Raw genomic sequence first — 26103 nt, forward strand, 5'->3', positions numbered from 1 at the left:
AAAGTATGAAAAACATGGGCGAACAACGTCGAACGCCATAGATTGTTTTTACATGCTTTTCTTGTACGAGGAAAGCCGAATCTGTCCACTTTCCCACCCTTCACACGGGTGGGGTCGCAAGTTCAATCCTTGCCGCGCCCACCATTTCCCGGACCCGAACGCCTCAGGATTCTGCGCCCGCGGTATCGGCGTGGACCACTTCGACATCCTCGCGGCGTTTGCCCTTGAGGCGGCTCTTGATCGCAACCAACGCATCGGAATGGGCCTTCGCCAGCGCGGTAACGACGAGCATCTGGACGAAGGTCGCAAACAGCACGCCAAAGGCAACGCTTGCCGCCAGCGGCACGAGAAACCGCGCCTGCACGCTCTGCGCAGCGATGAGGGGCAGGATGCCGAAAAAGGTCGTCATCGAGGTCAGCAGGATCGGGCGCCATCGGCTTTTCGCCGCCTCGACGATCGCGCTCGCCATCTCCTCGCCTGCGATCCGCCGCTCGTTCATGAAATCGACCAGCAGCAGCGCGTCGTTGATGACGACGCCCGCGAGCCCGACGATCCCGAACAGGCTCAGTATCGTGAGATCGAGCCCGAGCAGCAGGTGGCCGAGCACCGCGCCAACCAGCCCGAGCGGCACGGCGGAAAGGATCACGAGAGGCTGGGTATATGAGCGCAGCGGCACTGCGAGCAGGGCGTAGATCGCGAACAGCGCGAGGACGAGATTTCGCAGCAGGGCCGGGACGACTTCGCCCTGTTCGCGCTGCTCTCCGCCGAAATTCCAGTCGAGGCTGGGTATCTCCTGCCGCAGTTCGGGCAGCACTTCGCGCTGGAGGGTCGCCGTCACCTCGGAACCGGTCGTCACGCCCGGCAGCACGTCGGCAGTGACGGTGATGATCCGCCTCCCGTCACGCCGGTCGATGGTCGAGGGTGCGGAGCCGTAGTTGATCCGCGCCACCTCGCCGAAGGGGATGCTTGCCGGGCTTCCGGGCGGGCGGATGCGGTAATCCGCAAGGTCCTCGAGCGAATCGCGTTCATCCTGCGGCAGGCGGACATAGACCCGCACTTCCTCGCGCCCGCGCTGGATGCGTACGGCCTCGGTCCCGAAAGTCGCCGCGCGCGCCTGCTGCGCGAGGTCCTGCCGGGCGAGGCCGAAATTGCGCGCCTGCGGAAGCAGTTCCAGTTCGAGCTCGCGCTGACCGCGGGTGAGATCGTCGCGGATCTCGACGACACCCGCCTCGCTTGAAAGCGCCGCGCGCACCCGCTCCACCGCGCGCTGCAATTCGGCCTCGGTATCGGCGGACAGTTCGGCGACGACAGGAGCGCCGACAGAGACGAGGCTGGCCGAATAGGACAGGCTGCGTGCGCCTGCGACCTCGCCCACTTCCTCGCGCAGCCGTTCCTGGAACTGGCGCGATGTGATCTCGCGCATGTCGGGGTCGGACAACTTGAATCGGATCGTCGCGAGGCTCGGCTGGATGAAGGGGGTCGAGGCATTGCCCGGCCCCTGGCCGGCCTGCGGCGCGCGCCCGATCGTCGTATAGGTGCCTTCGAGCACGGGCGGCGGGGCCTCGCCGTCCTTGCTTTCGCGCTCCTGCTCGATTCCCACCGCCACGCGCGTTCCGGCTTCGCGGACGTAATCGGCCACCGCCAGCGTAACCGGCGCGGGCGTACCCTGCGGCATTTCCAGCTCGGCGGTGACGAACTGACCCTCGATCTGGGGGAAGAAGATGAACTTGATGTATCCCGCCGAAAAGAGGACCGCGACGACCGCAAACAGGCCGACGACCCCTGCCATTACGACCATGTAATGCGCGACGGCGAAACGCACCGCCCGATCGAGCGGGCCTTCGCGAAAGCGCGCCAACCGCTCGTCGAACCACGCCCTGAGCTTGCCATGGGCGCGCAGGATGCGACCCTTTTCCTCACCGTCCTTCATGCCCGACAGGTGGTGCGGCAGGATGAAGAGCGATTCGACCAGCGACAGGCCCAGCGCGATGATGACGATGACGGGGATGGCGTAGAGGAACTTGCCCGTCGTGCCGGGAAGGAAGACGAGCAGCGAGAACGCCGTCATCGTCGTCAGGATCGCGAACACGACCGGGCGAACCACCCGCTGCGCGCCCGACACGGCAGCCTCGATTCCGCTCTTGCCCTTCTCGCGTTCGGCATAGATGTTCTCGCCCACCACGACCGCGTCATCGACCAATATGCCGAGCGCAAGGATGAAGCCGAACAGCGAGAGCTGGTTGATCGAGAGGTCCGCAAGCCCCATCACCGCGAAGGTCCCGACAAACGACACGACGATCCCGAACGAGACCCAGAACGCGACGCGCAGGTCAAGGAACAGCGCAAGCGTGACGATGACGAGAATCGCGCCGAGGATCGCACTTTCGACCAGCAGGGACAGACGGCTGCGCAGCTCGTTCGCCTCGTTCTGCCAGATCGCTACGGAGACGCCGGGGGGCAGGTTCGCCTCCTGATCGGCGATGTAGCTTTCGACCTCCGCCGCGATGTCGAGCGCCTGTTCATCGCCCACGCGGAACACCTGCACCGCAGCGGCGGGCTGGCCGGCGAACTGCGTGACGAGGCCGCTGTCCCGAAACCCGTCGGTGACGGTCGCGATGTCGCCGAGCCTGACCTGTGCGCCTGCGCCGTTCGCGAGCAGAACGATGTCCTCGAACTCGCTGCGGGAATAGTTCTGCTCCTCGACCCGCAGGAGGATGTCTTCGCCCCCGGTCTCGACATCGCCCGCGGGCAGGTCGACGCTGTTCCGGCCGATCCGCTCCGCGATCTCGGGGAGGGAGAGGTCGTAGGCCCGAAGCGCATCCTTCGAGATTTCGATCGCGATCTCATCGTCGCGCACGCCGGAAACCTCGACCAGCGAGATCGCCTCGCGCGCGGCGAGCTCGTCCTCGAAGCGATAGGCAATCTCCTTGAGGCTGGCGGGCGGCACGTCGCCATAGATTACCAGTTCCACCACCCTCTGGCGATTGGTGAGTTCGCTGACCTGCGGGCGTTCGGAACGATCGGGCAGGCTGGTGATGCGGTTCACTTCGGCCTGGATCTCGTCGACCTTCTGCGAGGCGGAGACGCCCTGCTTGAGCTGTGCGGTGACGATACCGAGCCCCTCGGCGGCGGTAGCGGTGATCTCGTCGACCCCTTCGACCGCCTTGATCTTCTCCTCGATCGGCTGGATCACCGAATCCTCGATCTCCTCGGGCGAGGCACCGCGATATTCGACCTGGACCTGCACAGCGCCGAGCGCGAATTCGGGAAAGACCTTGGTCGGAACCTGCTGGATGCTGATCGCGCCCGCGACCAGCAGAAGCAGCATGAGGAGGTTCGCCGCGACGCCATTCTTCGCCATCCATGCGATCGGACCGCTCATGCGCCGCCACCGATGGCCGGTTCCTTACCCCCACTTTCCCGCGCATCGATTGCAGGCGTGGTGCGACCTTCACCGGTGCGCACTTCCATGCCTTCGGTCACGCTCGGAAGGTCACCGGTGACGATCCGTTCCCCGTCGCGAAGCTTCGGCCCTGTCACGTAAAGATTCGGTCCCTCGCGCGCCACGACCGTGACGGGAACAAAGGCGATCCGCCCTTCGCGCACCGCCCAGACGCGGTTTTCAGCGCGCAGCGCGTCGCGTGGGATCGTGAAATAGGCAGGCGGTGTGCGGGCCAGAAATTCGACATCGGCGAAAAAGCCGGGGAGAAGCGGAGGCGCCTCGCCTGCGGCTTCGGCGCCCGAAACGGGGCGCCCGCCACGCAGGGGGCTGGCAACGCGCACGACCACGTCAAGCGTCCGGGTATTGGGATCGATCGCGCCCTCGGCCCCTTCCACGATCGCATCCCACGCCCAGGTCGCGCCGCCGAAATCGACCCTCACTTCGGCTGGCACGCCGGAGGCCGCGCCGCTCGTCACCGGCGCGAAGACCCGCGGGATCAACGCGGCCTTGCGCTGGGTGAGAGGCACAGCGACTTCGAGCGTGCCCGCATCGTAAAGCTGACCGAGCACTTCACCGGGCTGGACGAACTGCCCGCGCTCGACCGATTTCGATCGCACCACCGCGTCGAAAGGCGCCGCAATCCGCGTGCGGGCGACATTGCGGCGGGCGCTTTCGAACCGCGCGCGAGCGCCCGCGAGCGCCGCCTCGGCCGCATCGACCTGCGGTTGTCCGAGCGCGAGCGCGGAAGGATTCTCGGCAAGACCTGTCGTCTCCTCCTGACCCGCTTCACCGGGACGCACGAAATCGCCCTCGATGGGATCGGGCGTGAGCGATCCGTCGCTTGCCAACCGCTCTTGAAGGCGCTCGAATTCCTCCTGCCGGGTCGCGCGCGCTTCCTTCGCCTGGGCAAGTTCGACCCGCGCCTGTTCGACCTCGGCGCGGGCCTGCTCGGCGCGCGAAGCGTAATCGGCGCTTTCGATCCGCACGAGCGTTTCGCCCCCGCGCACCCGCTCGCCTTCGCGGAAGGAGGGGTTCACCCAGGCGACCCGCCCGCCCACTTCCAGCGCCAGCCCGACCTGGCTCGCGGGGCGGACCGTGCCCTGCCCGGTCAGGCGAATCGGCTCGCTGCGCTGTTCGACGGCCGTGACGCTGACAAGCGGCGGACGATCGGGCGGCTGCTCGCCCTGCTGCTGCGGACGCAGCAACCAGAGCGCGGCAGCGATCGCGACCCCTGCAAGCAGCACACCGAGTGCGATTAGGCGCCACTTGCGCTTGTCGGGAGCATCGTCCTGTGCGTCGGTCTCATCCTCAGCCATCGGCATCGCTCCGGGCCAGCCATTCGCGCTTCCAGGCTCCGCCCAATGCGCGGTGCACGCCGAGCCGTGCCTCGGCGACCGCGCGTTCGGCCTCGACCATCAGCCGGCGCGAATTCAGAACGTTGAGGCGCGCATCGAGCCAGTCCGAATACCCGCCGGTCCCGCGCTCGAATCGGCGCAGCTGGAGATCGGCGGCTTCGCGCGCGCTGGCGAGATCGGCTTCGATCAGGCGCACCCGGTCCGCTGCCGCGGAATGGCGGGCGAGCGCGCTCTCGACCTCGGCGAAAGCATCGAGCACGGTCCGCCCGTAGGCCACAGCGCGCTGGCGCATCTGCGCCTCGCTGATGTCGATCTGCGCCCCGATCCGCCCTGCATCGAAAATCGGCGCGGTAAGCGCGCCCAGCAGGTTCACGAACCAGTTCTGCGGGTCGAATGCGCCCGCCGGATCGTTCCCTTCAAGGCCGCCGCTTGCATTGAGGGTGAGCTGCGGAAGCCGTGCCGCCCGTGCGGCCGCGACGCCGAAGCGCGCCGCATCGAGCCGCGCACGCGCCGCGACGATATCGGGCCGACGTTCGAGCAGGCGCGCAGGCAGGCCCGCCGGGACAGCCTCCATCGGCACGGTCACCTCGAGCAGGCCCGCTTCGGCGAGAGCATCCCCGATCTCGCCGGGATAGGTACCGAGCAGCACGCCGAGCCGCGCCTTCGAACGCGTCAGGCTCGCCTCGAGAAGTGGCACACCCGCTTCCGCCTCGCGGCGGCTTTCGCGCAGGGAAATGAGTTCGAACGAGGAGCCTATCCCGCGCAGGAACGAGCGTTCGGCAAGGGTCACGCGTTCGCCCAGGATGTCGGCCCTGAGTTCGCCGAGATCCCGCAATTGCTCGGTTTCGACAAGGTCGAAATAATTGCGCATCACCTCGCTCGCGATGCGGATGCGCACCGCCTGCAATTCGGCAAGGCTGGCATTGAGATTGGCATCGGCGGCGCGGGCGCGATTGCTGATGCGCCCCCATAGATCGACTTCCCACGAGGCCTGAAGCTGCGAGGTATAGGTGGAAAAGGAAAAGCGCCGGGGACCGGTACCGGGTGGGGGAACTTCACCGCCGGCGCCGGACCCATCGGTTTGCCCTCCCTGCGCCGCTTCGCCCAGGGCCGCGCCGAGCCCGGTCGCGGGCTGGTTCGCGTAATTCGCCTCGGCACCGGCATTGACCTGGGGGAACAGCCCGGCGCGTTCGCGTTCGTATCGCGCCTCTACCTCCTCGATCCGCGCGACTGCCTCCCTTATGTCGAGATTGGCCGCCAGCGCGCGTTCGACCAGCCCATCGAGTATCGGGTCCTCATAGCTCTGCCACCATTGCACCGGCTCGTAGCGACGCGCACCCTCGCCGGCTCCGGCATAGCTGTCGGGCAGCGCCGACGGCGCGGCGGGGATCGAGGGTTCGGGTGGGTCGATGGCGCAACCGGCAAGCATCGTCGCTGCCGCGCCCACTGCAAGGGTGCCTCGCATCATGCGGCCTGCGCGGGCTCAAGCCCAATATGGGCGCTGCGTCGAAGCGCGACCTGCGAGGGGATCACGCCGAAGACAGGCTTTGACGCAAGGGCGAAACGGGCAAGCCAGGCGAGAAATCTGATGGTCGAGAAGTCCGACAGATGGCCAATCGTGCCATATTGCCAGAAGGCATATGTCAGAAAATTCTCGATCGAGGGCAAGGACGCTCTCCGGCTGTTGGCGCTGGATCAAAGTGAACCCTGAAACCCAACGTTACCGGAGATTTGACAGTTCCGAGATTTTTCCTTCAGTTGCGCACAATTGCATATACTTCATCTTGCCTTGCATTTTGCAAAATCAAAATATAACATGGATCAATCTTTGTCGCTGCCCTTCGGGTCTGAACCGTCACCGCTTTCCCGGTCAGCTGGCGCCGCAAGCTCGGCATCGATCGCCTCCGCCTTCTCGGCTATGGCCGCTTCAGCCTCTTCATAGCGGGTGTCGAAATCCGGTTCCTCGGCGCAGGCCGCGACAAGGATGAACGAGCTCAACAAACCGGCGCGAAGCATCAGTAATCCTTGCTGTACTGGATGTTGACATTGGTCGCCCCCGAACCGCCCGCCTGGCTCAGGACCGATAGCGTCCGGGTGAGACTGATCTCGATCTGGGTGGCGGTGAAGCCGCGCGCGTCGGTGATGAATTCGACATAGATGTCATCAGTCAGATACTGCCCCGCCGCGATCGCGGTGCCGCGCCCCAACGCCTCGTCCGAACCGAGCACGCGCAGCCGGTCGATGCCAGTTGCCGAACGCAGCTCGCCCAGCGGGTTGAACCCGCCGCCAGTCGACCGGAGCGAATTGAGCGAGGCGGCAAGCTGCACCGCCTGGATCGCCGAAAGGTTCGCGATGGAGGACCCGAACAGGATCCGCGAAAGCACCTCGTCCTGCGGCAGCGACGGGGTGCTGCCGAACGCGATCTGCGGCTCGAAGGCGCGGCCCGTGACGTTCACGCTGACGCTGATGTCGTCGATCGTCTCGCTAGCGGAGAGGTTGACCGTGGGATTGATCTCGCGCCCGCCGACGAAGCCGAGCCGACCCTCGGTCAGGTCGAACGAACGTCCCGCGAAACCGAGCGTCCCGCGGATGAGATTGATCGTGCCGGACAGGCGCGGATCGGCGCTGGTCCCGGCAAGCCTGAGGTCGGCGCTCCATTCGCTTTCGAGGCCCATGCCCGAGACGTAAAGCTCGTCGGGTGCCCGCAACGCGACGTCTAGCCGCACCTTGCCGAACACGCCCTGCCCGGTCGTGGCTGCCTCGTTTCCGGTGATCCGCCTCGGTCCCGCCTCCTCCTTGAAGCGGACGCCTTCGAGCTCGGGCACTTCGGCGGCGCCCTGTCGCACGATCCTGTAGCGGGTTTCGGGAAGCCGGATCTCGCCTGCGAGAAGCGCGGTCTCGCCCGCCTGCTTGGTCAGCCGCAATTCCCCCGTGGCACGCGCCGATACGGAATTGCTGCGCGCGAGCTGCGCATTGTCGAGCCGCGCGGTAAGATCCATCGGATAGCCGCTTTCGGCCGCAAGGCTGATGAAACCGCTCGCCGAGATACGCCCGCTTCCCGCATCGGCGGTGAGCCGCTCGATCTCGAGCCGCGACCCGTCGAAGCGGGCATTGAGCGCCATGTCGGAAAGCTGCGTGCCGTAGAGTTGGTTGCGATATTGAAGCGATTTCGCGCGAACGAGTCCCGCCAGTTGCGGCTGGTCGACCTGTCCGCCGAAATCGGCCGCGATCCCGATCGTACCCTCGAGAGTTTGATTGGGCTGGCCAGCGAAGGAGAACAGCGTGGCTGCCGGGCCGTTATAGCGCAGCCCTCCGCTCAGAGGCGCTTCGAGGAGGCGCTCGGTCCACGGTCCCGCTCCCGGCCCCAATGGCCGCAGCGAGGCGATCATCCGTCCGATCACTGCGCCCCGGCGCCGCGCAACGGCGCGCGCCTCGCCTCCGTCGGCAAGCAGTTTTCCGACGAAATTGATGTCGATCGGCTCGCTCACCGCGGCGGCGGTCGAACGGCTGAAATCGTCGATCGCGAGCCGCGCATCGGCACGGGGAAAGGCATCGGCGGAGCTTTGCGCGAAATCGAGACTGCCGCTCGCCGAGCCGGAAAGGCCGAGACCGGGGACGAAGGCATTGACGAGAGCGACATCGAGCTCGTCGAGCCGGCTCTGTATGCGCAGCCCCTCGTCATAGCGCCCGGCGAGGCGCAGGCTGCCCGAGCCCACGTCGATCCGGGTCGGGAGCAATTCGTAGCCTTCCTCGCCAGGCACGATCCGCGCCGGGCTGGCGGTGCGGAAACGGATGCCGCGCACCCGTCCACTGATCGCGGCGCGCCACAGGTCGGGCTTGAGTTCGGCATTGGCGGCAATGCGGAAGGGCGCGCCGCTCGTCCCCTCGGCAAGAACGCGCGCGCTCCCCGTGCCTTGTCGATAATCGATCACCGCCTTCGCCGCATTGATGTTGACCGCGCCGACATTCGCGCGCGCAACGTCGGCTTCGGCGATCACGCGCGGGCTGTCATAAAGGACGATCTGCGCATCGAGGGTCGCCGCACCGATAGATATGTCGAGCGGCCCGCCGAGATTGCTGTCCCTCGCACGCAGGTTGACGAGTGCCTCCTGATATTCGCCTTCGGCGCCGAGCCGAACGATACCGGTGAGCCCGCGCCCATCCGCATCGAGCCGCCCGACGAAAGGCCCCGCCGCGCTCTGTTCGAGTGCGCCCGAGAGCTGGATCCCGGCGAAATCAGCGCGCGCTATGTCAAGGGTCAGCGTCTCGCCCGTGCCGAGCACGAAATCCCCCTCCACGGGCCCGTAATCGGTCTCTCCCGTCGCGACGAGGCGATAGCCGCCCGGCGCGCCCTCGATCTCGGCGCGCAGGTTCGCAAGGCCGACGCCAAGCCCGGGCCGCTCGGCGGTGAGCACCGCGTCCGGATCGGCGATCGTCCCGTCGACCGCAAGAGCGAAAGGACCATAGGCCTCGCTCGTCCCGGCCGCATCGAGCGCGATCCGGCCATCGAGCGCGTAGAAGCCGCTGCCCCCCGACACCTCGATCGCGGGCGCACGAACCTGAAGATTTGAGAGCCTCAGCTGCCCGCTCGAATCGTAGACGATGTCGCTTGCCGCGACCGCCTGACCGCCGAGGAAATCGCGCACGCCTTCATTCAGGATGCGCTGCGATCTGGTGCGGACCCGGCCGCGGACCGCGTAATCGCCCTCGCCCGTCGCCTCGAGTTCGAGATCGGTATCGATATCGAAGATGCCGACGCTCTCGATCCGGTAATCGTCGAGACGTCCGTCGACCGAGCCCGAATAGCGCCCTTCGGCAAGGTTAGCGAGCACCGTCCCGCGGGCATCGATCCGGCGCGAGGTGAGCCGCAAATTGTCGGCGAGGAGTCTGTCGCCCTCGAGCGAGAAGGAACCGGTGAGACGCAGATTGGTGAGCGGCCCGCCGGCCGCCGTATCGATCCCGGTGACGCGCGCGGCTTTGGCATCGACGGGGATGGTCAGCAGCCCGTTCTCGCGCCGCGAAACGCCCGCCGAGACAAGATCGACGAAGGTGACGCCGGCAATGCTCAGCCGCTCGGCGGTCACGCGATAATCGATCGCCGGGGTCGCGAAGGCGCCGTCGAGGACGAGGTCCGCCGCGATCCCGCGCCCTGCAAAGGCATCGGTCAGCGCCGATGGCTGCAGGAGCCTGAAATCGACCGCCAATCGTTCGAACGTGCTCGCGCCGATATCGACACCGCCTTCGGCCTCGAGCCGGAACGCATCGCTGGAGAGCGTCCCCGCGATGTCCGCCGCCGAGCCGTCGAGCTCGGCAGTGAGATCGATAGCGAGCGCAGGGGAGAGGAGGCTCGACGCGCTCCCCTCGAACAGCAGCGCGGCGCGCGCCGTGCCTTCGATCCCGAAGGTGCCGTCGCGCGCTGTCAGGCCAAGCCGGGCAAGCTCCTCGCCCGCGAGGTCAGCGACCAGCCGCCCGTCCCATTTCGACCAGTCGCCCTCGCCCGTCAGCTGCGCCTCGAGCGGCTGCGAGAGCCCGGCGAGCGCGGCGATAACCCCGTCCTCCGGCGCGGACAGGTCGAGATCAATGTCGAGCCGGTTGTCCTCGGGCACGGCATCGAGCAGCAGTGCGAGCCGGTCGCCCGACTGCGCGGACCCGGGGGTATCCTCGACCGGAAGCGTCGCGAGATCGGCGGAAACCTGCGCGCGTCCTTGCTCGACATGCGCCTCTCCTTTCAGCGTCAGAACCCGGCGCGTGCCCGTGACCGCTTCGCCGACGATGATCCGCTCGATCACCAATCGCCCGATATCGATGTCGAAGGAGGGAAGGAGGGGCGCATCATCGGGCGGGGTCTCGGCGAATTCGGGTAGCCGTTCGAGACGCACTTGCGGACTGGAAAGCGAACGGATGTCGAGCCGGTTGCCGATGAACGCGAAGGGGCGCCAGTCGAGCGTGACCCGCTCCGCGCTTGCGAAGACGCCCTGCGGGTCGCTCAATTCGAGATCGCGGATCACGAGATTGCCGTAGAGCGAGCCTTCCAATCTCCCGATGCCGATTTCGAGACCGTTTTCGAATTCGAGCGCCTCGACCTGGCGTTTCACGAAATCCTTGCCCGGCGGCGTGTTGATCCCGATCAGGGCAAGCGCGACGAGGGTTCCCAGCACCGCCAGCACGATGGCGAGCCAGCGCAGCAGGCGTTTTGGCCAGCTACGGCGCTCTTCCACGCCGCCGGTTTCCTCGGGAATGTCCGTCTCGCCCGCCATCAGAAGGCCTGCCCGATCGAGACATAGACCGCAAACGAGCTTTCGCCGCGGCGTCGGTCGATCGGCATTGCGATGTCGACCCGAACCGGACCGAAATTGGTATAATATCGACCGCCGATGCCCACTCCGAAGCGGATGTCGTCGAACTGGGGCATCGACTGGGTATAGACCTGGCCGGCATCGACGAAGGCGGCGACACCGTAATCGCCGAAGCGATAGCGCACTTCCGCCGCCGCTTCGACGAGGCTGCGTCCGCCGATCGGCCGTGAGCGGAAGGGGTCGGGCAGATCCTCGGGATCGGTGCCGGGCTCGATGTCCTCGGGATCGGGAAAATTCGGATTGGGTTCGAGCACACGCGGTCCGAGCTCCTGGAAACCAAAGCCGCGCACCGAGCCGCCACCGCCGGCATAGAAACGCCGCGAGGGGGCAAGATCGAAGCGGTCGATGCCCTGGATCGTGCCAACCCGCACCCGGCCTGCGAGCACGATCGATTCCGATGCCGGGAAATAGGCCGATCCGTCGATTTGCGCCCGGACATAGGGCTCGAACCCGTTGTTGAGCGAAGCCTCCGGCTCGACCAGGGCGGTAAGGCGGAAACCCTCCGTGGGATTGAGCAGGCTGTCACTTGTATCGAAACCGACCTCGCCCTTGAGCCCGGCGACCATGAAGGTGCGCCGGTCGCGCTCGTTGCGGACGAGGTCGAAATCCTGTTCGTTCGAAACGAAGAACTGCACGCCGTACCCATAGGTCAGCCGTTTCTGCCAGATCGGGGTCGAGATGTAGCGCACCATCGCCGCGACGCGCCCGGTGAATGCCTCGAACGCCTCGAAATCGGATCGCAGCGCGTCGGCGCTCAGTTCGAAGGAACGGTCGCGCCGTCCGGCATTGGACCGGCGGAAAGTGACGCCCAATGCCTGTTCCTGCGTCCCCGCCAGCGCTCTTGCCGAAAGCGCGCCTTCGGGCGGAAAGAGATTGCGGTGGGTCCAGCTGCCTTCGACGCTGAAGCCGCGGCCGGTGCCGAACCCGGCATTGCCGGCGATGGTGCGCGGTGGCCCCGCATCCTGTTCGACGACGACACGGGCATATTCGCGGCCCTCGCCAGCCCCCTCGCCGGTCGGCTGCGGATAGACCGCGACCGTATCGAACAGCCCGGTCGCCACCAGCGCCTGCCGCAGGTCGTTCAGCATCCGGCTGTCATAGGGCTCGCCGCGCTCGAACCGGGCGATCTCGGCGACGTGTTCCTCGCTGAAGGCAAGGTCGCCGCTGGTGGTGATGGCGCCGAAGACCGAAAGCGGCCCGGGATCGACCGGCAAGGTGTAGACCCCGCCCCCCGTCGCGCGGTCGAGCAGGATGTCACGCTCGCCTATCTCGACGAAGGGATAGCCCTCCTGCGGCAGCTTCACCGCGACCCGCGCCTCGGCTCCCTGCACGCGGCTCGCGACGATCGGCTCGCCCGGCTCGAGGTCCAGCGTGTCGCGGATGAGATTGGGCGGGTCGACCGGCGGGGCATCGACGATGATTTCCTCGAAGACATAGCGCTGGCCCGGCTCGACCTCGATCCGCGCGACGAGCGGCCCCGTATCGTCATCGCGGTCGAGCCGCGGCCGCACGCTCGCCCCGAACCACCCCTGCGCCGCGAGCAGGCGTTGCGCGAGTTCGGCATCCTCGGTCAGGCGCGCATTGAGCTGTGCGATATTGGCGGCATCGCCGTCGCCTGCTTCGAGCGCGGAGAGTTCGAAGAAGCGATCGCGCAGATCCGCTGCGGTTTCGGCGTCGGCCTGCTCCAGCCCGGCAAGCTCGATCCGGTAGGAAATCTCGATCAGCTCCGGCGCGGGCTCATCGTCATCTTCGAAAGTGACGGCTTCGAGTTCGAAACTCTCGATCGGGCTGAGCGGATCGGTCAGGGCCGTATCCTCGATCGGAGCATCGCCGATAGCCTCGATCGGGTCGCCATCGGCGAGGTCCTCCTCGCCGAGCGGCGCGGGCTCGCTCGTCCCGCGCGGCGGATCTTCATCGGCCCCGTCCATGCGGCGCTCGAATTCCCCGATCGTCTCCAGAGGTTCATCGAGCGCGGGATCGTCCTCGGGCGAGAGGTCGGGCATCTCGCGCTCGAACTCCTCCTGCGAGATCACGGGTTCGGGCTGAGGCAGGTCGGCGCCGTCAGGTGGCTCGGGAGGCCCCGGCATTTCCTCGTCGGATGGCGGAGGCCGCGTCGCGGCGCCGGCCACCTGCGCAGCGGAGGGAATCGAATGGGCGGCAAGGGCGAACCCCAGCGCCAGGCCAAGAGCGCGCCCGCAAACCCTCCCGGCCCAGCGGGAGCGAGCGAATGGCTTGGTAACTAGCGACCCTGTCGGGTTCATGTCCGGAACGTTCCCCTCGGCTTTCGCCGTTTCCCGATTCGCTTCTTGTCCGACGGAAATCCCGCGGCAAGCTAATTAAGCTACCGGGGATGCCGCGAGGTCCCGCAATGCTCCCAAAGCACGACGGGGCGTGGCTGACATGCGTTGCAAACCGTGGTCAGCGCCGCCCCCACATGCGCATGAGATTGGCGATCGTCTTGTCGAGCGTGAGCAATTCGGCCGATTGGCGAGACATTTGGGTGCGCAGAGACACGCGCAGGTTCTCAAGGTCGAACAGCATTTCGCGCTGGCCCTGATCGGCGATCCAGCTCTCGATCCAGCCGACACAGGCGATCCGGCAGCCGCTGGTCACGGGCCGCACCTCGTGAATGCTGGAGGATGGATAGAGCACGATCTCGCCCGCCTGCGGTTTGACCCATTGCGTCATCCCGGCAGCATGGATCACAAGTTCGCCGCCTTCGTATTCGGCGGGCGGCGTAAGGAAAAGCGTGAAGGAGATGTCGGTCCGCATCCGGTCTTCGCCCTTGCCCATCAGCGCATTGTCGACATGTGCGCCGTAATGGCCCTCGCCTTCGGTCCGGCTGACCAGCAGCCGGGAGAAGCGGTGCGGCTGCGCGGCAGCTTTCACCACCGCATTGTCGGCGACGATCCGCATGAGGTCGCCATGCAACGCCTCTCCCTCCCGGCCCGACAGCACCGCCTGCAGGTTGCGCTTTACCGCCTTCGCCGTCGCCCCGGCGGTTGCCCCTCCATCGCGCCATTCGAGCCGATCGATACGCGTGGCAAGGGCATCGAGGGCGGCGGTGTCTTCGATGGCACGGACAGTGAGGATCATGGGCGCGCACCCTGTTGCTGGGTTGATCTGATAATGATTTGCAAAAGCCGCCCTTCGCGATAGAGCGCAGCAAGCAATTATAGACTGGAGAGACATTATGAAAGTCGAGCTGAAGACATGGGCCGGCCTCGGCCTTGCCACGGCGCTTGCGGGGGCAGGCCTTGCCGGTTGCGCCGGCGAAGGTGGCGGCGAAGGTGGTGAAGGCGGCGAAGCTGCACAGACCGCCCCTGCCGGTGAAGCTGGCGAAGGCGAAGGCGGCGAGGGCGAAGGCGGCGAGGGCGGCGAAGGCGAAGGCGGCGAATCCGGCTCGGATATCGGCGCGCTCCCGCTACCGCAGCGCCTTGCGTTCATGTCGGGGCATGTCGCAGCCGGGCTGGCTCTATACCGGGCGGGCGAGGCGGAGGCGGCCGCGCCGCACCTGATGCATCCGATTTCCGAAGGTTACGAGGCCGAGCGCGCGGGGCTCGACCGGCTGGGCTTCGAGCCCGATACATTCCGCAGCGTCTCGAACGCCCTTGAACAGGGCAAGCCCGCTAGCGAGATTGAGCGCCAACTCGAGGCGGCCGAGGCGAACCTTTCCGCGATGCGTGAGGAAGCGGGCGGCGATCCGGCGGCGTTGATCCGCTTCCTGATGGACACGGCGGTCGAGGAATATTCGGCGGCGCTGACGGACGGCAAAGTGACCGATGCGGCGGAGTACCAGGACGCCTGGGGTTTCGTGACCGTCGCGCGCGAGCTTTCGAGCGAACTTGAGGGTTCTTCGTCGCAGAAGGTCGCCGCGGCTGTAGACGAGATGCTGGGGTTGTGGCCGAAGGATGCGCCGCTTTCGCCCGCCGATCCTGCACCGGCCGGCCAGGTCTCTGCGCTGGCGTCGCGCGTGCTGCTCGCCCTGCCGCAGTAAAGCGGGGCAGCAATCGCGCCGTCGATGCGAAAAGGGCGGGATGCGGTTCGATCCGCATCCCGCCCTTTTTCATGCAGCAGATGCCCTTCGCGGGTCAGCCGCCGCTGCGCGCAGTGCCCTGTTCGATCAACGCGACCGCCTTGGCACTGGCTTCCTCCGAAGCCATTTCACCCTTCTTGATCGCGTCCGCCATCTTGAGCAGATCGCCCGCGATGGTCGTGCCGACATCGGGATTCTGCGGGATGCGGATCCCGCCATTCTCCAGCGCCACGCGATCCCACGCGTCGCGGATGGCCTCCCAGTAATCCTTGGTCTTCGACCAGTATTCCTCGGCCGCCGAGACCGCGTAGCCATCGTAGCGCTCATAGGTGTTGAGCACGTATTCCTGCACGACCGGGACCAGTTCGCCGCTGCCGTCCTCGGCGGGCATCATCTTCGTGTTGTCCTGCCAGTGGATCCAGCCGTCCGGCGTGATCTGGTGGCGGTTGATGCCGACGTAGCGGTCGTAGATCGGCCCGCGCACTGCGTCGCGGCGGGCAAGCGGACGGGCGGTCCAGTTCGAACGCCAGCGCTTCACGCCGTGGGTTTCCTCCCACTGACCCCAGCCGGCATAGCGCGGGCTGTCGTCGACCTGGTAGACGGTCTGCGACCACCGACCATTGCGCATGGCCTCGGGCACTTCTTTCATTTCCCAGGTGTCGCCGCCCTTGAACACGAGGATCGCCTCGGGCTCGTATTCCCAGTCCTGCCGCCAGTGCTTGACGACATAGGGGCCTTCCTTGGTGTCGACGACGAGGAGGTGCTGGAGAACGATCTTTTCGCCCGTGTCCTCGATCACGCGGACCGATTCATAGCCGCTGGAGACCTTGCGATCGATCGGTTCATAGCCTTCCATCCAGGGAGTCGATTCCTGCATGTCGAAGACGACGGCATAGTCGCCCGCCATCGACAGGATTGTCTCGCGATCCGCCTCGAAAGCGGCCGTATCGGCGGCTTCGCTGCGCACGATAGGATCGTCGGCAAGCGCGGGAGCAGCGGGCATGGCGGCAAGCGCGATGGCGGCGAAGCCACTGGCGAGCATGGTCTTGGTCAGTCTGTGCATCGAAGATCTCCGATTCATGAGATGGTGTTATATCGCAAATGATAATCAGAATTGGAAGCTTGCCGAAAGGCTGAAATTGCGGCCCGGCCGGGTGAAGGCACCGGCAATGCCTGAATCCGCCACCGAAAGGCCGCGCACGTCGGACCAGTAGATGTACCGCTCGTCGGTGAGGTTGAAGATCCCGCCGCGCAGCTTGATCTCGTCGGTGACGGCAACGAAGGCGGTGAGATCGACGATGGTGAAGGATTCCGGCCGGAACAATTCGCCTCCACCCGGTGCAGGCGGGGTCTCGTCCGCGTCCTTGCGCGCATTGTGGGTGACGATCAGTTCGCCCCCGAAACGCCCGGCGGGATCGCGATATCCGAGCCCGGCGACGAGATTGTAGGGATCGATCGTATCGAGAGGCGTGCGCGTGCCGTCCGGCTCGATGACGTCGCCATTGGCATAGGCCATCGCGAAACGCCCCGTGATCCCGTTGTCCAGTTTGAGATCGGCGCGCGCCTCGATCCCCTCGATCTCGACCGCGTTGAAATTGACGAACTGAAACACCGCCGGATCCTGAGGGGTGAATGAACCGCTGATGACCTGCTGGCTGATGAAATTGTCGTAATCGCCCTTGAAGCCGACCACCTGCACCGAGAACACATCACCCGTATAGCGCGCACCTGCCTCGAAACTCTCGCTCGTTTCGGGGCGCAGGTCGGGATTGGGCGCGGAGATGTAGCCGCCTGCGGGGAACTGGAAGAAATTGTTCACCTGGCTCGGCGTGGGCGCGAGGAAGCCTTGCGCATAATTGCCGAAAAGCAGGAACTCGTCGGTCAGGTTGACGGTCGCTCCCAGCTTTGGCGAGAGGCGGCTGTCGCTCTGGCCTTCAGGAACGAAGCCCACCAGCAGGGGGTCGTCGGTCGGTTCGAGATCGTAGAAATCGAAGCGCAGCGCCGGAAACAGGGTCACCGCCCCATCGGCGAACGTGATCTCGTCCGAGATGAAAAGCCCGCCCAGCGTGAAATCGGTCACCGGGAAGGCGCGTGTCGGGAAGGTCTCGCTGCGGCCCGGGAAGGTGCCATCGCGCAATCCCTCCTGCCGGGTGAAGCTGACATCGCCGCCAAAGGCGATCTGATGCCGCATTCCGCCCATGCCGAAGGAGCTGCGCGCCTCACCGACCGCGCCATAGACCCGGTTCTCGAAAGTGTTCAGTCGCTCGCGGTCGGGCGCCGGAATGAACCCGAGCGGCGTGCGTTCCTCGAAAGCGAACTGGCGGTCCTCAGCATCCTGCCAATAGGCCGAGAGGAAGGCGTATTCGATCACGTCATCCGCTTCGCCGTCAAAGGTCCAGTCGAGTGAAGCGCGCACGCGTTCGTTGGTGTCGCGCGCATTCAGCGCATCGACGTTCCAGACCGGCGCGGGGCCGAACAGGAAAGCCGGGCCGAGCGCGGTGAGCACTTCGGTTTCGACCGCGCTGTCAAGATATTCGCCGGCCAGGCGGATGCGATGCGCGCCGCTGTTCCAGACGAGCTTGGCGAGGACCGCGTCGCTCCGACCGATCTGCGGGTTGGGCGCCGTGCGGGTTTCGCCGATGCCGTCGTTCTCGCCCTGGTTCTCAAGCTCCTCGAAATCACGGCTTGTGTAAGCGATCATTGCCGAAATGTCGCCGAGCTCGCCCGCCATCGTGGCGGTCAGGGCGAATTCATCGTCCTCGCTCGAATATTGCGAAGAAACGAAGCCGCCGAAATCATCCTCGCCGATCAGGTCGACCGGATCCGACGTCGTGAAGCTGACCGCACCTGCAAGACCGTCGCTGCCATAGAGCGCAGAGGCCGGACCGCGCAGGATCTCGACCGACTTGACGAGGCTGACATCGGTGAAACCGCCGCGTCCGGCATCCTGCGCGCCAAAGGCGAAACCCTGGGGCGAACGGATGCCGTCGACCTGGATGAGGACGCGATTGCCGCCGATCCCGCGAATGACGAAATCCTCGTTTCGCGCACGGCCCGTGGAACCGAAGGCGGCGCCGAAGCGCGCGGGCGCGCGCCGCACGGTGACGCCAGGCTCGTAGCGGACGAGGTCCTTGATGTCGGTCGCGAGCTGATCGGCGATTTCCTCGTCGGTAAGCACGGTGACGGTGGCGGGCACGTCCTGGATCCTGACCGGGGTCCGCGTGGCGGTAACGACGATCGTGGGGTCGTCCTTTACCTGCGGCGCGGCTTCGGCCTCGATGGATTTGGTCTCGGCGGACGCGGGCATTGCGGTCAGGAGAGCAGCGGCAAGCGCGGCGAGCGAAGTCGTTGCGTGTGGAGCTTTCACGTTCGATCCCATGTGACAGTGTTACAAACTCGGTCGGAGGCACTGCCGTTGTTGCGAATGAGAGTCAATATATTTGCGAATGCGACTGCGAATTATTCTCATAAGAGGGTCCAAGCCGTCATCGGCTTGCCCTCATCGCATGGACGACAAAGCTCTTGGGATCTCGTCATGAGGATTATGGAATGGGGCCTGCCCCATCAGGGGCAGCAAAGCCGGGCGATCGCAGGCCCGGGCCGGCAGTCCAGGCCCAGCGATTGCGTCAGCGGCGCTCGATCCCCTCGGCAAGCAGGCGGTTGACCGCAGCGGCGATCTCCTCCGGATCGCCCGGCGACGCGTCCTCGCTGCCCCATACCGCGTAGCGCAGGCCGACGAAGACGTTCATCCCCATGATCGCCCAGGCCTCGATCTCGCCTAGGCCCGTGCGCAGTTCACCGGCGGCGGCCCCCGCCTCGATCCGCGCCCGGATGCGCCCTGCGATCGTTTCATAATGGTTCCGATAGCTTTCCGGGTCGACGAATTCGGCTTCGTCGATGATGCGGTAGATTTCCTTGTGCTCGCGCGCGAAGGCGAGGAAGGCCGCGAGCGCCGCACGCTCGATCTCCATCGCGCCCATGCCTTCCTTCAGCGCCGAACGCGCTGAAGTCCGGACATTCTCGCTCATGTCCTGAACCAACGCCCGGAACAGCGCATCCTTGCTGTCGAAATAGGTGTAGAAGCTGCCCAGCGCGACGCCCGCACGCCTCGTGATCGAGCTCACGGAGGCTTCGTGGAAGCCTTTTTCGCCGAATTCCACAGCCGATGCATCAAGCAGCTTGCGCAGCGTCCTGCGCCCGCGCTCGGTTCGCGGCGCCTTGCCCTCGGCGGCGGCACTATCGACCTGCGCGCGCGATTTCTCGCCCTGATCGGAGCGGTTCGAGTTCGCCATGACTGCCTCCCGTCAACGCATGGGTAGGCAAGCCGGTGGATCGAAACAAGGAAAAACTTGAAAGTTGGTTCATCTTTCAATATCGAGCCGAAAACGACAAGACCGGAGAGGGAAAATGATGAAGAACGTGATCGCACGCCGCACGCTGCTGCTGGCGGGTTGTGCCGGGCTGGGGGCGATCGCCGCGCCCGCCGCCGCGCAGGACAGTGACATCGACACCGCTGCCGAAGAGGCGGAAACGCTCGACGCCGGGAACACCATCGTCGTCACCGCCCGCCGCCGCGAGGAACGCCTCATCGACGTGCCGATCTCGGTCACCGCGCTGACCGGCGAGACGCTGCAGCAGCAGGGCATCCTCGAACTCACCCAGATCGGCCAGCAGGTTCCCAACATCACGCTCGAAGTGAGCCGCGGCACCAACACCACCCTTACCGCCTTCATCCGCGGCGTCGGCCAGCAGGATCCTGTTGCCGGCTTCGAGGCGGGCGTCGGGCTCTATATCGACGATGTCTATCTCAATCGCCCGCAGGCCGCAGTGCTCGACATCTACAATGTCGAGCGGATCGAGGTGCTGCGCGGGCCGCAGGGCACGCTTTACGGACGCAACACGATCGGCGGCGCGATCAAGTATGTCACCGCCGAACTGCCCGATGATCCGAGCCTGCAGATCCGCGGAGCCTACGGCAATTACGACCAGGCCGACCTGATCGTGACCGCATCGACCCCGATCACCGACAATCTCAAGATCGGCGCGAGCGGCGCGCGCCTGTCGCGCGGCGGATTCGGCGAGAACCTGACGCTCGGTACGGAGAACTACAACAAGGACGTGTGGGCCGCACGCGGCACGATCGAATTCGACAGCGGCCCCGTCTTCGTGCGCCTGTCGGGCGACTATGTGAAGGACAACAGCGAAGCCCGCCAGGGCCACCGCCTGATCCCCGGCCTGCTTAGCGGAGCGCCGGTGCTCGACGACGTGTTCGACACGCGAGCGGGGCTCAATGTGGTCGACCAGGAGGTCGAGGCCTATGGCGGCGCGCTCAACATCGCGATCGAGGTCTCGGACACGATCACACTCAAATCGATCACCGGCTACCGCGAGGACCGGTCGACCACCCCGATCGATTTCGACAGCCTTCCCGCCGCCGACCTAGACGTGCCTGCGATCTACGAGAACGACCAGTTCAGCCAGGAACTGCAGCTGCTTTACGAAGGCGATCGGCTGTCGGGCGTGGTCGGCTTCTACTACCTCAACGCGAATGCCTTCACCGCGTTCGACGTCGCGCTGTTCAACACCGGAGCCGCGATCGGCCTTCCCGGCCTCAACGCGCAGACGCTGGGCGATGTCGATACCGAAACCTGGTCGGTCTTCGCCGATTTCACCTATGACCTGACCGACACGATCAGCGTCTCGCTGGGCGGGCGCTACACCAATGACAAGCGCACCAGCCGGGTGCTGCGCACGACCTTCATCGGCGGGTTCTCGGACCTGTTCGACGGGACAGGTGTGCCGATAGCGGTGACCAGCGATTTCGAGGGCAGCGAGACCTTCGAGGACTTCAATCCGCGCGCCTCGATCAGCTGGCAGCCCAACCGCGATCACAACGTCTATTTCACCTATTCGCAAGGCTTCAAGGGCGGCGGCTTCGACCCGCGGGGCCAGACGACGGCGGCGCCCGATCTCGACGGGGACGGCGATATCGATTTCGACGATCAGTTCGAATTCCTCCGCTTCGCGCCGGAGACGGTCGACAGTTTCGAATTGGGCTGGAAGGCCTCGCTGCTCGACAACCGCCTCAACATCTCGCTCGCGGGCTTCCTCAGCCAGTACAACGATGTCCAGATCCCCGGCTCGGTCGGGCTCGACACCAATGGCGACGGGGTGAACGACAGCTTCATCGGCATCACGTCGAACGCGGCGAGCGCCGACGTCAACGGTATCGAGTTCGAAGGCAACGCGCTGGTAGGCAAGGATTTTGCCGGCAATGGCAGCCGCTTCTCGGTCAACTGGTCGCTGGGCGTGCTCGATGCGCAGTTCAACACCTTCATCGACGCCTTCGGCAACGATGTCGCCGATCAGCGGGTGTTCCAGAACACACCCGACATCACCGGCCACATGGGCTTCAATCTCGGCATCCCGGCAGGGGACGGCATTTTCGACCTCATTGGCCTTGCCTCGCTGCGTTCGGATGCGAGCCAGTTCGAGGTGCCCAATCCCTTCCTCGACCAGGATGGCTTCGTCCTGGTCGATGCGAGCGTGGTCTACACCTCCGAGGACGGGTTCTATTCGATCGGCCTTCACGGCAAGAACCTGTTCGACAAGGAATATATCGTGGCGGGCTACAACTTCGTCAGCGGCGGCACGCCCCCGGGCACGCCCTTTACGCCGACCCTGGGGCTTGAAGGGACGCTGACCGGGTTCTACGGAGACCCACGCCGGGTATTCGTCACCGCGCAGGTCAATTTCTGATCGGCCCCTTGGACGGGAGCTGAAACGGGAAAGCCCGGAAGGCAAGCGTGGCCTTCCGGGCTTTTCTTGTTCGCGTCGCTTGCGATCAGCTGACCGTCGGGGGCGACCCGTTGGTCTTGGCGAGCGCTCCGCCGGGCGGGTTGTCGATTACCGTGCCGGTATCGCTGTTCGGCCCGTCGGTCGGCTTCGCCTTGGTCCCTTCGGCTTCCTTCCCGTCGAAATAGCGCTTCGCCAGGTATCCGCCCGCTCCCATGGCGAGCATCGCGGGAAAGCTGATGCGCTTGAGGATGAAAGGCGCGGCGCGCGCGACGATGACCCCGGTGGTCCCGCCGAGCACGGGATAGCGCTTTGCCATTTTCGAGCCGACTGCGGCCCCGATGAGTGATCTGAGCATTGTTGTTCTCCTTCACCTGATCAATCGGTTCGGGGGGCAGGCGGTTCCGTAGGATGGTCGCGCAGGCGCAACGCATGGCCGCCAGGCAGGCCCGCGGCAAGAAACGGGTTTTCTTGGGGGCCGCGAGCAGGCATAGGCGCAGCCCATGCACGATATCCGCCTGATCAGGGACGATCCCGAAGGCTTCGATGTTGGCCTCGCCCGGCGCGGCGCTGAGCCGCAAGCGAAGGCGCTGCTCGCGCTCGACGAGGAACGCCGCGCGCTCACGACGAAATTGCAGGAAGCCCAGAGCCGCCGCAACGAGGCCTCCAAGGCCATCGGCAAGGCGATGGGCCAGGGCAATGCAGACGAAGCCGAGAAGCTCAAGGCCGAGGTCGCCGAGCTGAAGCAGGCCATGCCCGAGCTTGAAAAGCGGCTGGAGAAGGTCTCGGACGAGCTCGACCACGCGCTCGCGGTGATCCCGAACATCCCCGCCGCCGACGTGCCCGAGGGCGAGGACGAGGACGCCAATGTCGAGGTCGCTCGCTGGGGGACGCCGCGCGGGTTCGACTTCGAACCGAAAGAACACGCCGATATAGCGCCTGCGCTCGGCATGGAATTCGAGACCGGGGCGAAGCTGTCGGGCGCGCGCTTCACCTTCCTGCGTGGGCCCATGGCGCGCCTGCACCGCGCACTGGGCCAGTTCATGCTCGACCGGCAGGTGGGCGAGAACGGCTATACCGAGTGCAACCCGCCGGTGCTGGTCCGCGACGAGGCGATGTACGGGACCGACAAGCTGCCCAAGTTCGCCGAGGACAGTTTCCGCACGACCGATGATCGCTGGCTCATCCCCACCGCCGAGGTCTCCCTGACCGCGAGCGTGATGGGCGACATCCTCGATGCGGACGCGCTGCCCATCCGGCTCACCGCGCTGACCCAGTGCTTCCGCTCCGAAGCGGGCGCGGCGGGGCGCGACACGCGCGGCTTCATCCGCCAGCACCAGTTCGAGAAATGCGAACTCGTCAGCATCGTGAAGCCCGAGGATTCGGAGGCCGAGCACGAACGCATGACCAAATGTGCGCAAGGCGTGCTCGAAGCGCTCGGCCTGCCCTATCGCACCATGCTGCTATGCACCGGCGACATGGGCTTCGGCGCGAAGAAGACCTACGATCTCGAGGTCTGGCTTCCCGGACAGGGCGCGTTCCGCGAAATCTCTTCGTGCTCGAACACCGGCGATTTCCAGGCGCGGCGGATGAAGACCCGCTACCGTCCGGAAGGCGAGACGAAGAAGACCGAATTCGTCCATACTCTGAACGGATCGGGCCTTGCGGTGGGCCGTACGCTGGTCGCGGTGATCGAGAACTATCAGGAGGCCGACGGCAGCGTTACCGTGCCTGAGGCCCTTCATCCGTACATGGCGGGCACGACCCGGCTGGAGCCGACGACGTAATGCGCATCCTTGTCACAAACGACGACGGCTACCACGCCCCCGGCCTTGCCGTGCTTGAGGAAATCGCGGCGCAGTTTTCCGACGACGTGTGGATCTGCGCCCCATCCGAAGAGCAATCGGGCGCGGGCCATTCGCTCACGCTCAACCGCCCGGTGCGGCTCCAGAAATATGCCGAGCGGCGCTATGCCGTGACCGGAACGCCGACCGACAGCGTGATGATGGCGCTGCGCGAAGTGCTGGACGCGCCCCCGGACATTATCCTGTCGGGCGTCAATCGCGGGGCCAATCTGGGTGACGACATCACCTATTCGGGCACGGTTTCGGCTGCGATCGAAGGCGCGCTCGCGGGCGTGCGCTCGATCGCGCTTTCGCAGGTCTACAGCGGCGCGACGCGCGGGACCGATTCCGAATTCGCTGCCGCGCGCGACTGGGGGCCGAAGGTGATCGCCCCGCTGCTCGACGCGCCCTTTGCCGAGCGCACATTGGTCAATGTCAATTTCCCGCCCCGTCCGGCCGGTGAGGTAAAAGGCATCCGCGTTTCCCGGCAGGGCTTTCACGATTACAAGCGCGGCACCGTGGTCGAAGGCCGCGACCCGCGCGGATATCGCTATTTCTGGTTCGGCCTCGACCCGATCGAGCACACGCTGGACCATGGCACCGACCTTGAGGCGATCGATGACGGCTATGTCTCGGTCACGCCGCTGCAGCTCGATTTCACCCATTATCCGACCATCGGCCAGCTCGCCGAGAGGTTCGGGGACTGAGCCGGGCCGGGGGCAAGGGGGCGATGGCGGAAGACAGGCCGCAAAAGCTGACCACGGCCCGGTCCAAGTCCGAGCCCAAGGCGCGCGCGCGCCGCCATTTCCGGCCCCTGCGCCGCGCGGTCCGACTGCCGGTCTGGGGCGATCTCAGCATAAGGATCGGCCTTGCGCTGTTCCTGATCTTCGTCGTCATCGGCATCCACTGGTGGGACCGCGAGGGGCTGGTCGACAATTTCGACGGCCATGTGAGCTTTCTCGACGTGGTCTATTTCACGATGATCTCGATCACGACGACGGGCTTTGGCGACATCGCCCCCATTACCGACCGTGCCCGCCTGATCGAGGCGGTGATCGTGACGCCGGTGCGCTTTGCCGTCCTCTTCATCTTCGTCGGCACGGCCTATAACTTCATTATCAAGCGCAGCTGGGAGAAATGGCGCATGGCCCGTATCCAGGAGCAATTGTCAGGCCACGTCGTCGTGCTGGGCTATGGCGTTTCCGGCTCGCAGAGCGTCGAGGAACTTATCGCGCGCGGCACGCCGGCCGACAACATCGTGGTCGTCGATCCGAGCGAGGACCGGCTTGCAGAGGCCGAAAAGCTCGGCGTCAACGTCATGGCCGCCGATGCGACCCGCGACGAGACGCTGAAAGCGGTCAGGATCGGCAATGCGCAGAGCGTGCTGGTATCCGCCGGGCGCGACGACACTTCGATCCTGATCGTTCTGACCGTCCGCCATCTCGCGCCCAAGGTGCCGATCAGCGTCGTCGTGCGCGCGCAGGACAATGAAGTGCTCGCCCGGCAGGCGGGGGCGAACAATGTCATCAACCCGGTGCGCTTCACCGGGTTGCTGCTGGCGGGAAGCGCCAAGGGGGCGCATATCTCCGACTATCTCGCCGACCTCGCATCGGTTTCGGGCCGCGTCCAGCTTGTCGAACGGGTCGTGGATGACGAGGAATGCGGCAGGTCGATCACCGATCTCGCCAGCGGCGGCAAGGGCCTCAGGATCTATCGCAATGGCCGCGCGATCGGATATTGGGAGGAGGAATGCGAGAGCCTCCAGAAGGGCGACGTCGTGGTCGAGATCGTGCCGACCGAAAACGGCACGAACAAGGGCGACGGGCACGGCGACAATCGCAAGTAGAGCCTTACCGAAACAGCAGGAATACCCCGCCCATCGCCGCCATTCCGACGAGGAAATGGCCCGCGTCGATCGCGAAGAGCCGCCCACTCCTTCGCTGGTAGAGGTAATTGATCCCGATCGCCGGGATCATGACTCCGACGGCGAAACCTACCGCCATCATGATGACGACATGCGGGGCAGGATCGGTCCGCGCGATCAGGTGCCACAGCACCATGGCGACCAGCATTTCGAACAGAAAGGTGAGGCCGAAGATCACACCCATGTTGCCCGAACGCACATCCCCGTCCGACAGCCCCGCCGCTTTCTGCCACGCCTTTCCGAAAAGGATTCCGTACCAGATCGCCCCGACCGCGAAGAAGGCGGCGGCCCCGGCCAGCACCGGCCACAGTGCGAAGTCGTTCATCTCGGTTCTCCTCGTAAAGCATCGCG

Annotated in this window: 17 protein-coding genes and 1 tRNA gene; 6 read left to right on the forward strand and 12 right to left on the reverse strand. The window is 65.6% G+C overall.

The window, feature by feature from the left end:
• Nucleotides 1-16 precede the first annotated feature (16 nt).
• Nucleotides 17-144 (forward strand) — tRNA-Val (locus tag Ga0102493_RS16000).
• A 19-nt stretch (nt 145-163) separates the two neighbouring features.
• Here Ga0102493_RS16000 and Ga0102493_RS12675 read toward each other — a convergent pair.
• From Ga0102493_RS12675 to Ga0102493_RS12710, 7 genes are all read right to left on the reverse strand, one after another.
• Entirely contained in the window at nt 164-3382 is a 3219-nt protein-coding gene (locus Ga0102493_RS12675) for an efflux RND transporter permease subunit (protein WP_051697891.1), read from the reverse strand.
• On the reverse strand, nt 3379-4758 hold the full coding sequence (locus Ga0102493_RS12680) for an efflux RND transporter periplasmic adaptor subunit (RefSeq protein WP_150132476.1): 1380 nt from the start codon (nt 4756-4758) through the stop codon (nt 3379-3381). Before Ga0102493_RS12680 ends, Ga0102493_RS12675 begins: the two co-directional genes overlap by 4 nt.
• Nucleotides 4751-6265 carry an efflux transporter outer membrane subunit gene (locus Ga0102493_RS12685; RefSeq protein ID WP_051697887.1) on the reverse strand — a complete coding sequence of 505 codons (1515 nt, stop codon included), beginning with the start codon at nt 6263-6265 and terminating at the stop codon, nt 4751-4753. The genes Ga0102493_RS12680 and Ga0102493_RS12685 overlap by 8 nt, the downstream gene beginning before the upstream one ends.
• Before the next feature lie 353 nt (nt 6266-6618).
• Nucleotides 6619-6813, reverse strand: coding sequence for a hypothetical protein (locus Ga0102493_RS12695; protein ID WP_034903187.1), 195 nt, complete (start codon nt 6811-6813; stop codon nt 6619-6621).
• Nucleotides 6813-11054, reverse strand: a complete 4242-nt coding sequence (locus tag Ga0102493_RS12700; protein WP_034903184.1) for a translocation/assembly module TamB domain-containing protein — start codon at nt 11052-11054, stop codon at nt 6813-6815. Before Ga0102493_RS12700 ends, Ga0102493_RS12695 begins: the two co-directional genes overlap by 1 nt.
• Nucleotides 11054-13240, reverse strand: coding sequence for an autotransporter assembly complex protein TamA (locus Ga0102493_RS12705; RefSeq protein ID WP_236922225.1), 2187 nt, complete (start codon nt 13238-13240; stop codon nt 11054-11056). Before Ga0102493_RS12705 ends, Ga0102493_RS12700 begins: the two co-directional genes overlap by 1 nt.
• A gap of 331 nt (nt 13241-13571) precedes the next feature.
• Nucleotides 13572-14249: a Fe2+-dependent dioxygenase gene (locus Ga0102493_RS12710; protein ID WP_034903181.1), complete on the reverse strand. Its 678-nt coding sequence runs from the start codon at nt 14247-14249 to the stop codon at nt 13572-13574.
• Between the two features lie 97 nt (nt 14250-14346).
• Between Ga0102493_RS12710 and Ga0102493_RS12715 the strand changes: the two genes are divergently transcribed.
• Nucleotides 14347-15150 (forward strand): hypothetical protein, encoded by an 804-nt coding sequence (locus tag Ga0102493_RS12715; RefSeq protein WP_034903179.1) that lies wholly within the window; start codon nt 14347-14349, stop codon nt 15148-15150.
• Between the two features lie 94 nt (nt 15151-15244).
• Here Ga0102493_RS12715 and Ga0102493_RS12720 read toward each other — a convergent pair whose 3' ends face one another.
• The 3 genes from Ga0102493_RS12720 to Ga0102493_RS12730 form a co-directional block, all read right to left on the reverse strand.
• Entirely contained in the window at nt 15245-16252 is a 1008-nt protein-coding gene (locus tag Ga0102493_RS12720) for a DUF6607 family protein (RefSeq protein WP_034903176.1), read from the reverse strand.
• Between the two features lie 45 nt (nt 16253-16297).
• Nucleotides 16298-18556, reverse strand: a complete 2259-nt coding sequence (locus Ga0102493_RS12725) for a TonB-dependent hemoglobin/transferrin/lactoferrin family receptor (protein WP_236922226.1) — start codon at nt 18554-18556, stop codon at nt 16298-16300.
• 259 nt (nt 18557-18815) lie between these two features.
• Complete coding sequence (locus Ga0102493_RS12730; RefSeq protein ID WP_051697881.1) at nt 18816-19481, reverse strand: TetR/AcrR family transcriptional regulator; 666 nt, start codon at nt 19479-19481, stop codon at nt 18816-18818.
• A gap of 118 nt (nt 19482-19599) precedes the next feature.
• Here Ga0102493_RS12730 and Ga0102493_RS12735 point away from each other — a divergent pair, with 118 nt between their 5' ends.
• Entirely contained in the window at nt 19600-21948 is a 2349-nt protein-coding gene (locus tag Ga0102493_RS12735) for a TonB-dependent receptor (RefSeq protein WP_034903666.1), read from the forward strand.
• An 85-nt stretch (nt 21949-22033) separates the two neighbouring features.
• Here the strand turns inward: Ga0102493_RS12735 and Ga0102493_RS12740 are convergent, their stop codons facing one another.
• The gene (locus Ga0102493_RS12740) at nt 22034-22342 is read right to left on the reverse strand and encodes a hypothetical protein (RefSeq protein WP_150132477.1); all 309 of its coding nucleotides are present in this window, start codon (nt 22340-22342) and stop codon (nt 22034-22036) included.
• A gap of 145 nt (nt 22343-22487) precedes the next feature.
• Here Ga0102493_RS12740 and serS point away from each other — a divergent pair, with 145 nt between their 5' ends.
• Genes serS through Ga0102493_RS12755 form a run of 3 tightly spaced genes read left to right on the forward strand, consistent with a single transcriptional unit; the run spans nt 22488 to nt 25674 of the window.
• On the forward strand, nt 22488-23771 hold the full coding sequence (gene serS / locus Ga0102493_RS12745; RefSeq protein ID WP_034903171.1) for a serine--tRNA ligase: 1284 nt from the start codon (nt 22488-22490) through the stop codon (nt 23769-23771).
• The gene (surE, locus tag Ga0102493_RS12750; protein WP_034903169.1) at nt 23771-24535 is read left to right on the forward strand and encodes a 5'/3'-nucleotidase SurE; all 765 of its coding nucleotides are present in this window, start codon (nt 23771-23773) and stop codon (nt 24533-24535) included. The genes serS and surE overlap by 1 nt, the downstream gene beginning before the upstream one ends.
• Before the next feature lie 23 nt (nt 24536-24558).
• A complete protein-coding gene (locus Ga0102493_RS12755) occupies nt 24559-25674 on the forward strand; it encodes a potassium channel family protein (RefSeq protein ID WP_034903166.1) in 1116 nt (371 codons plus the stop codon).
• A 4-nt stretch (nt 25675-25678) separates the two neighbouring features.
• Here the strand turns inward: Ga0102493_RS12755 and Ga0102493_RS12760 are convergent, their stop codons facing one another.
• Nucleotides 25679-26077 (reverse strand): DUF1761 domain-containing protein, encoded by a 399-nt coding sequence (locus Ga0102493_RS12760; protein WP_034903163.1) that lies wholly within the window; start codon nt 26075-26077, stop codon nt 25679-25681.
• Between the last annotated feature and the right edge of the window lie 26 nt (nt 26078-26103).

The organism is Erythrobacter litoralis, from assembly GCF_001719165.1.
Taxonomy (GTDB): Bacteria; Pseudomonadota; Alphaproteobacteria; order Sphingomonadales; family Sphingomonadaceae; genus Erythrobacter; species Erythrobacter litoralis.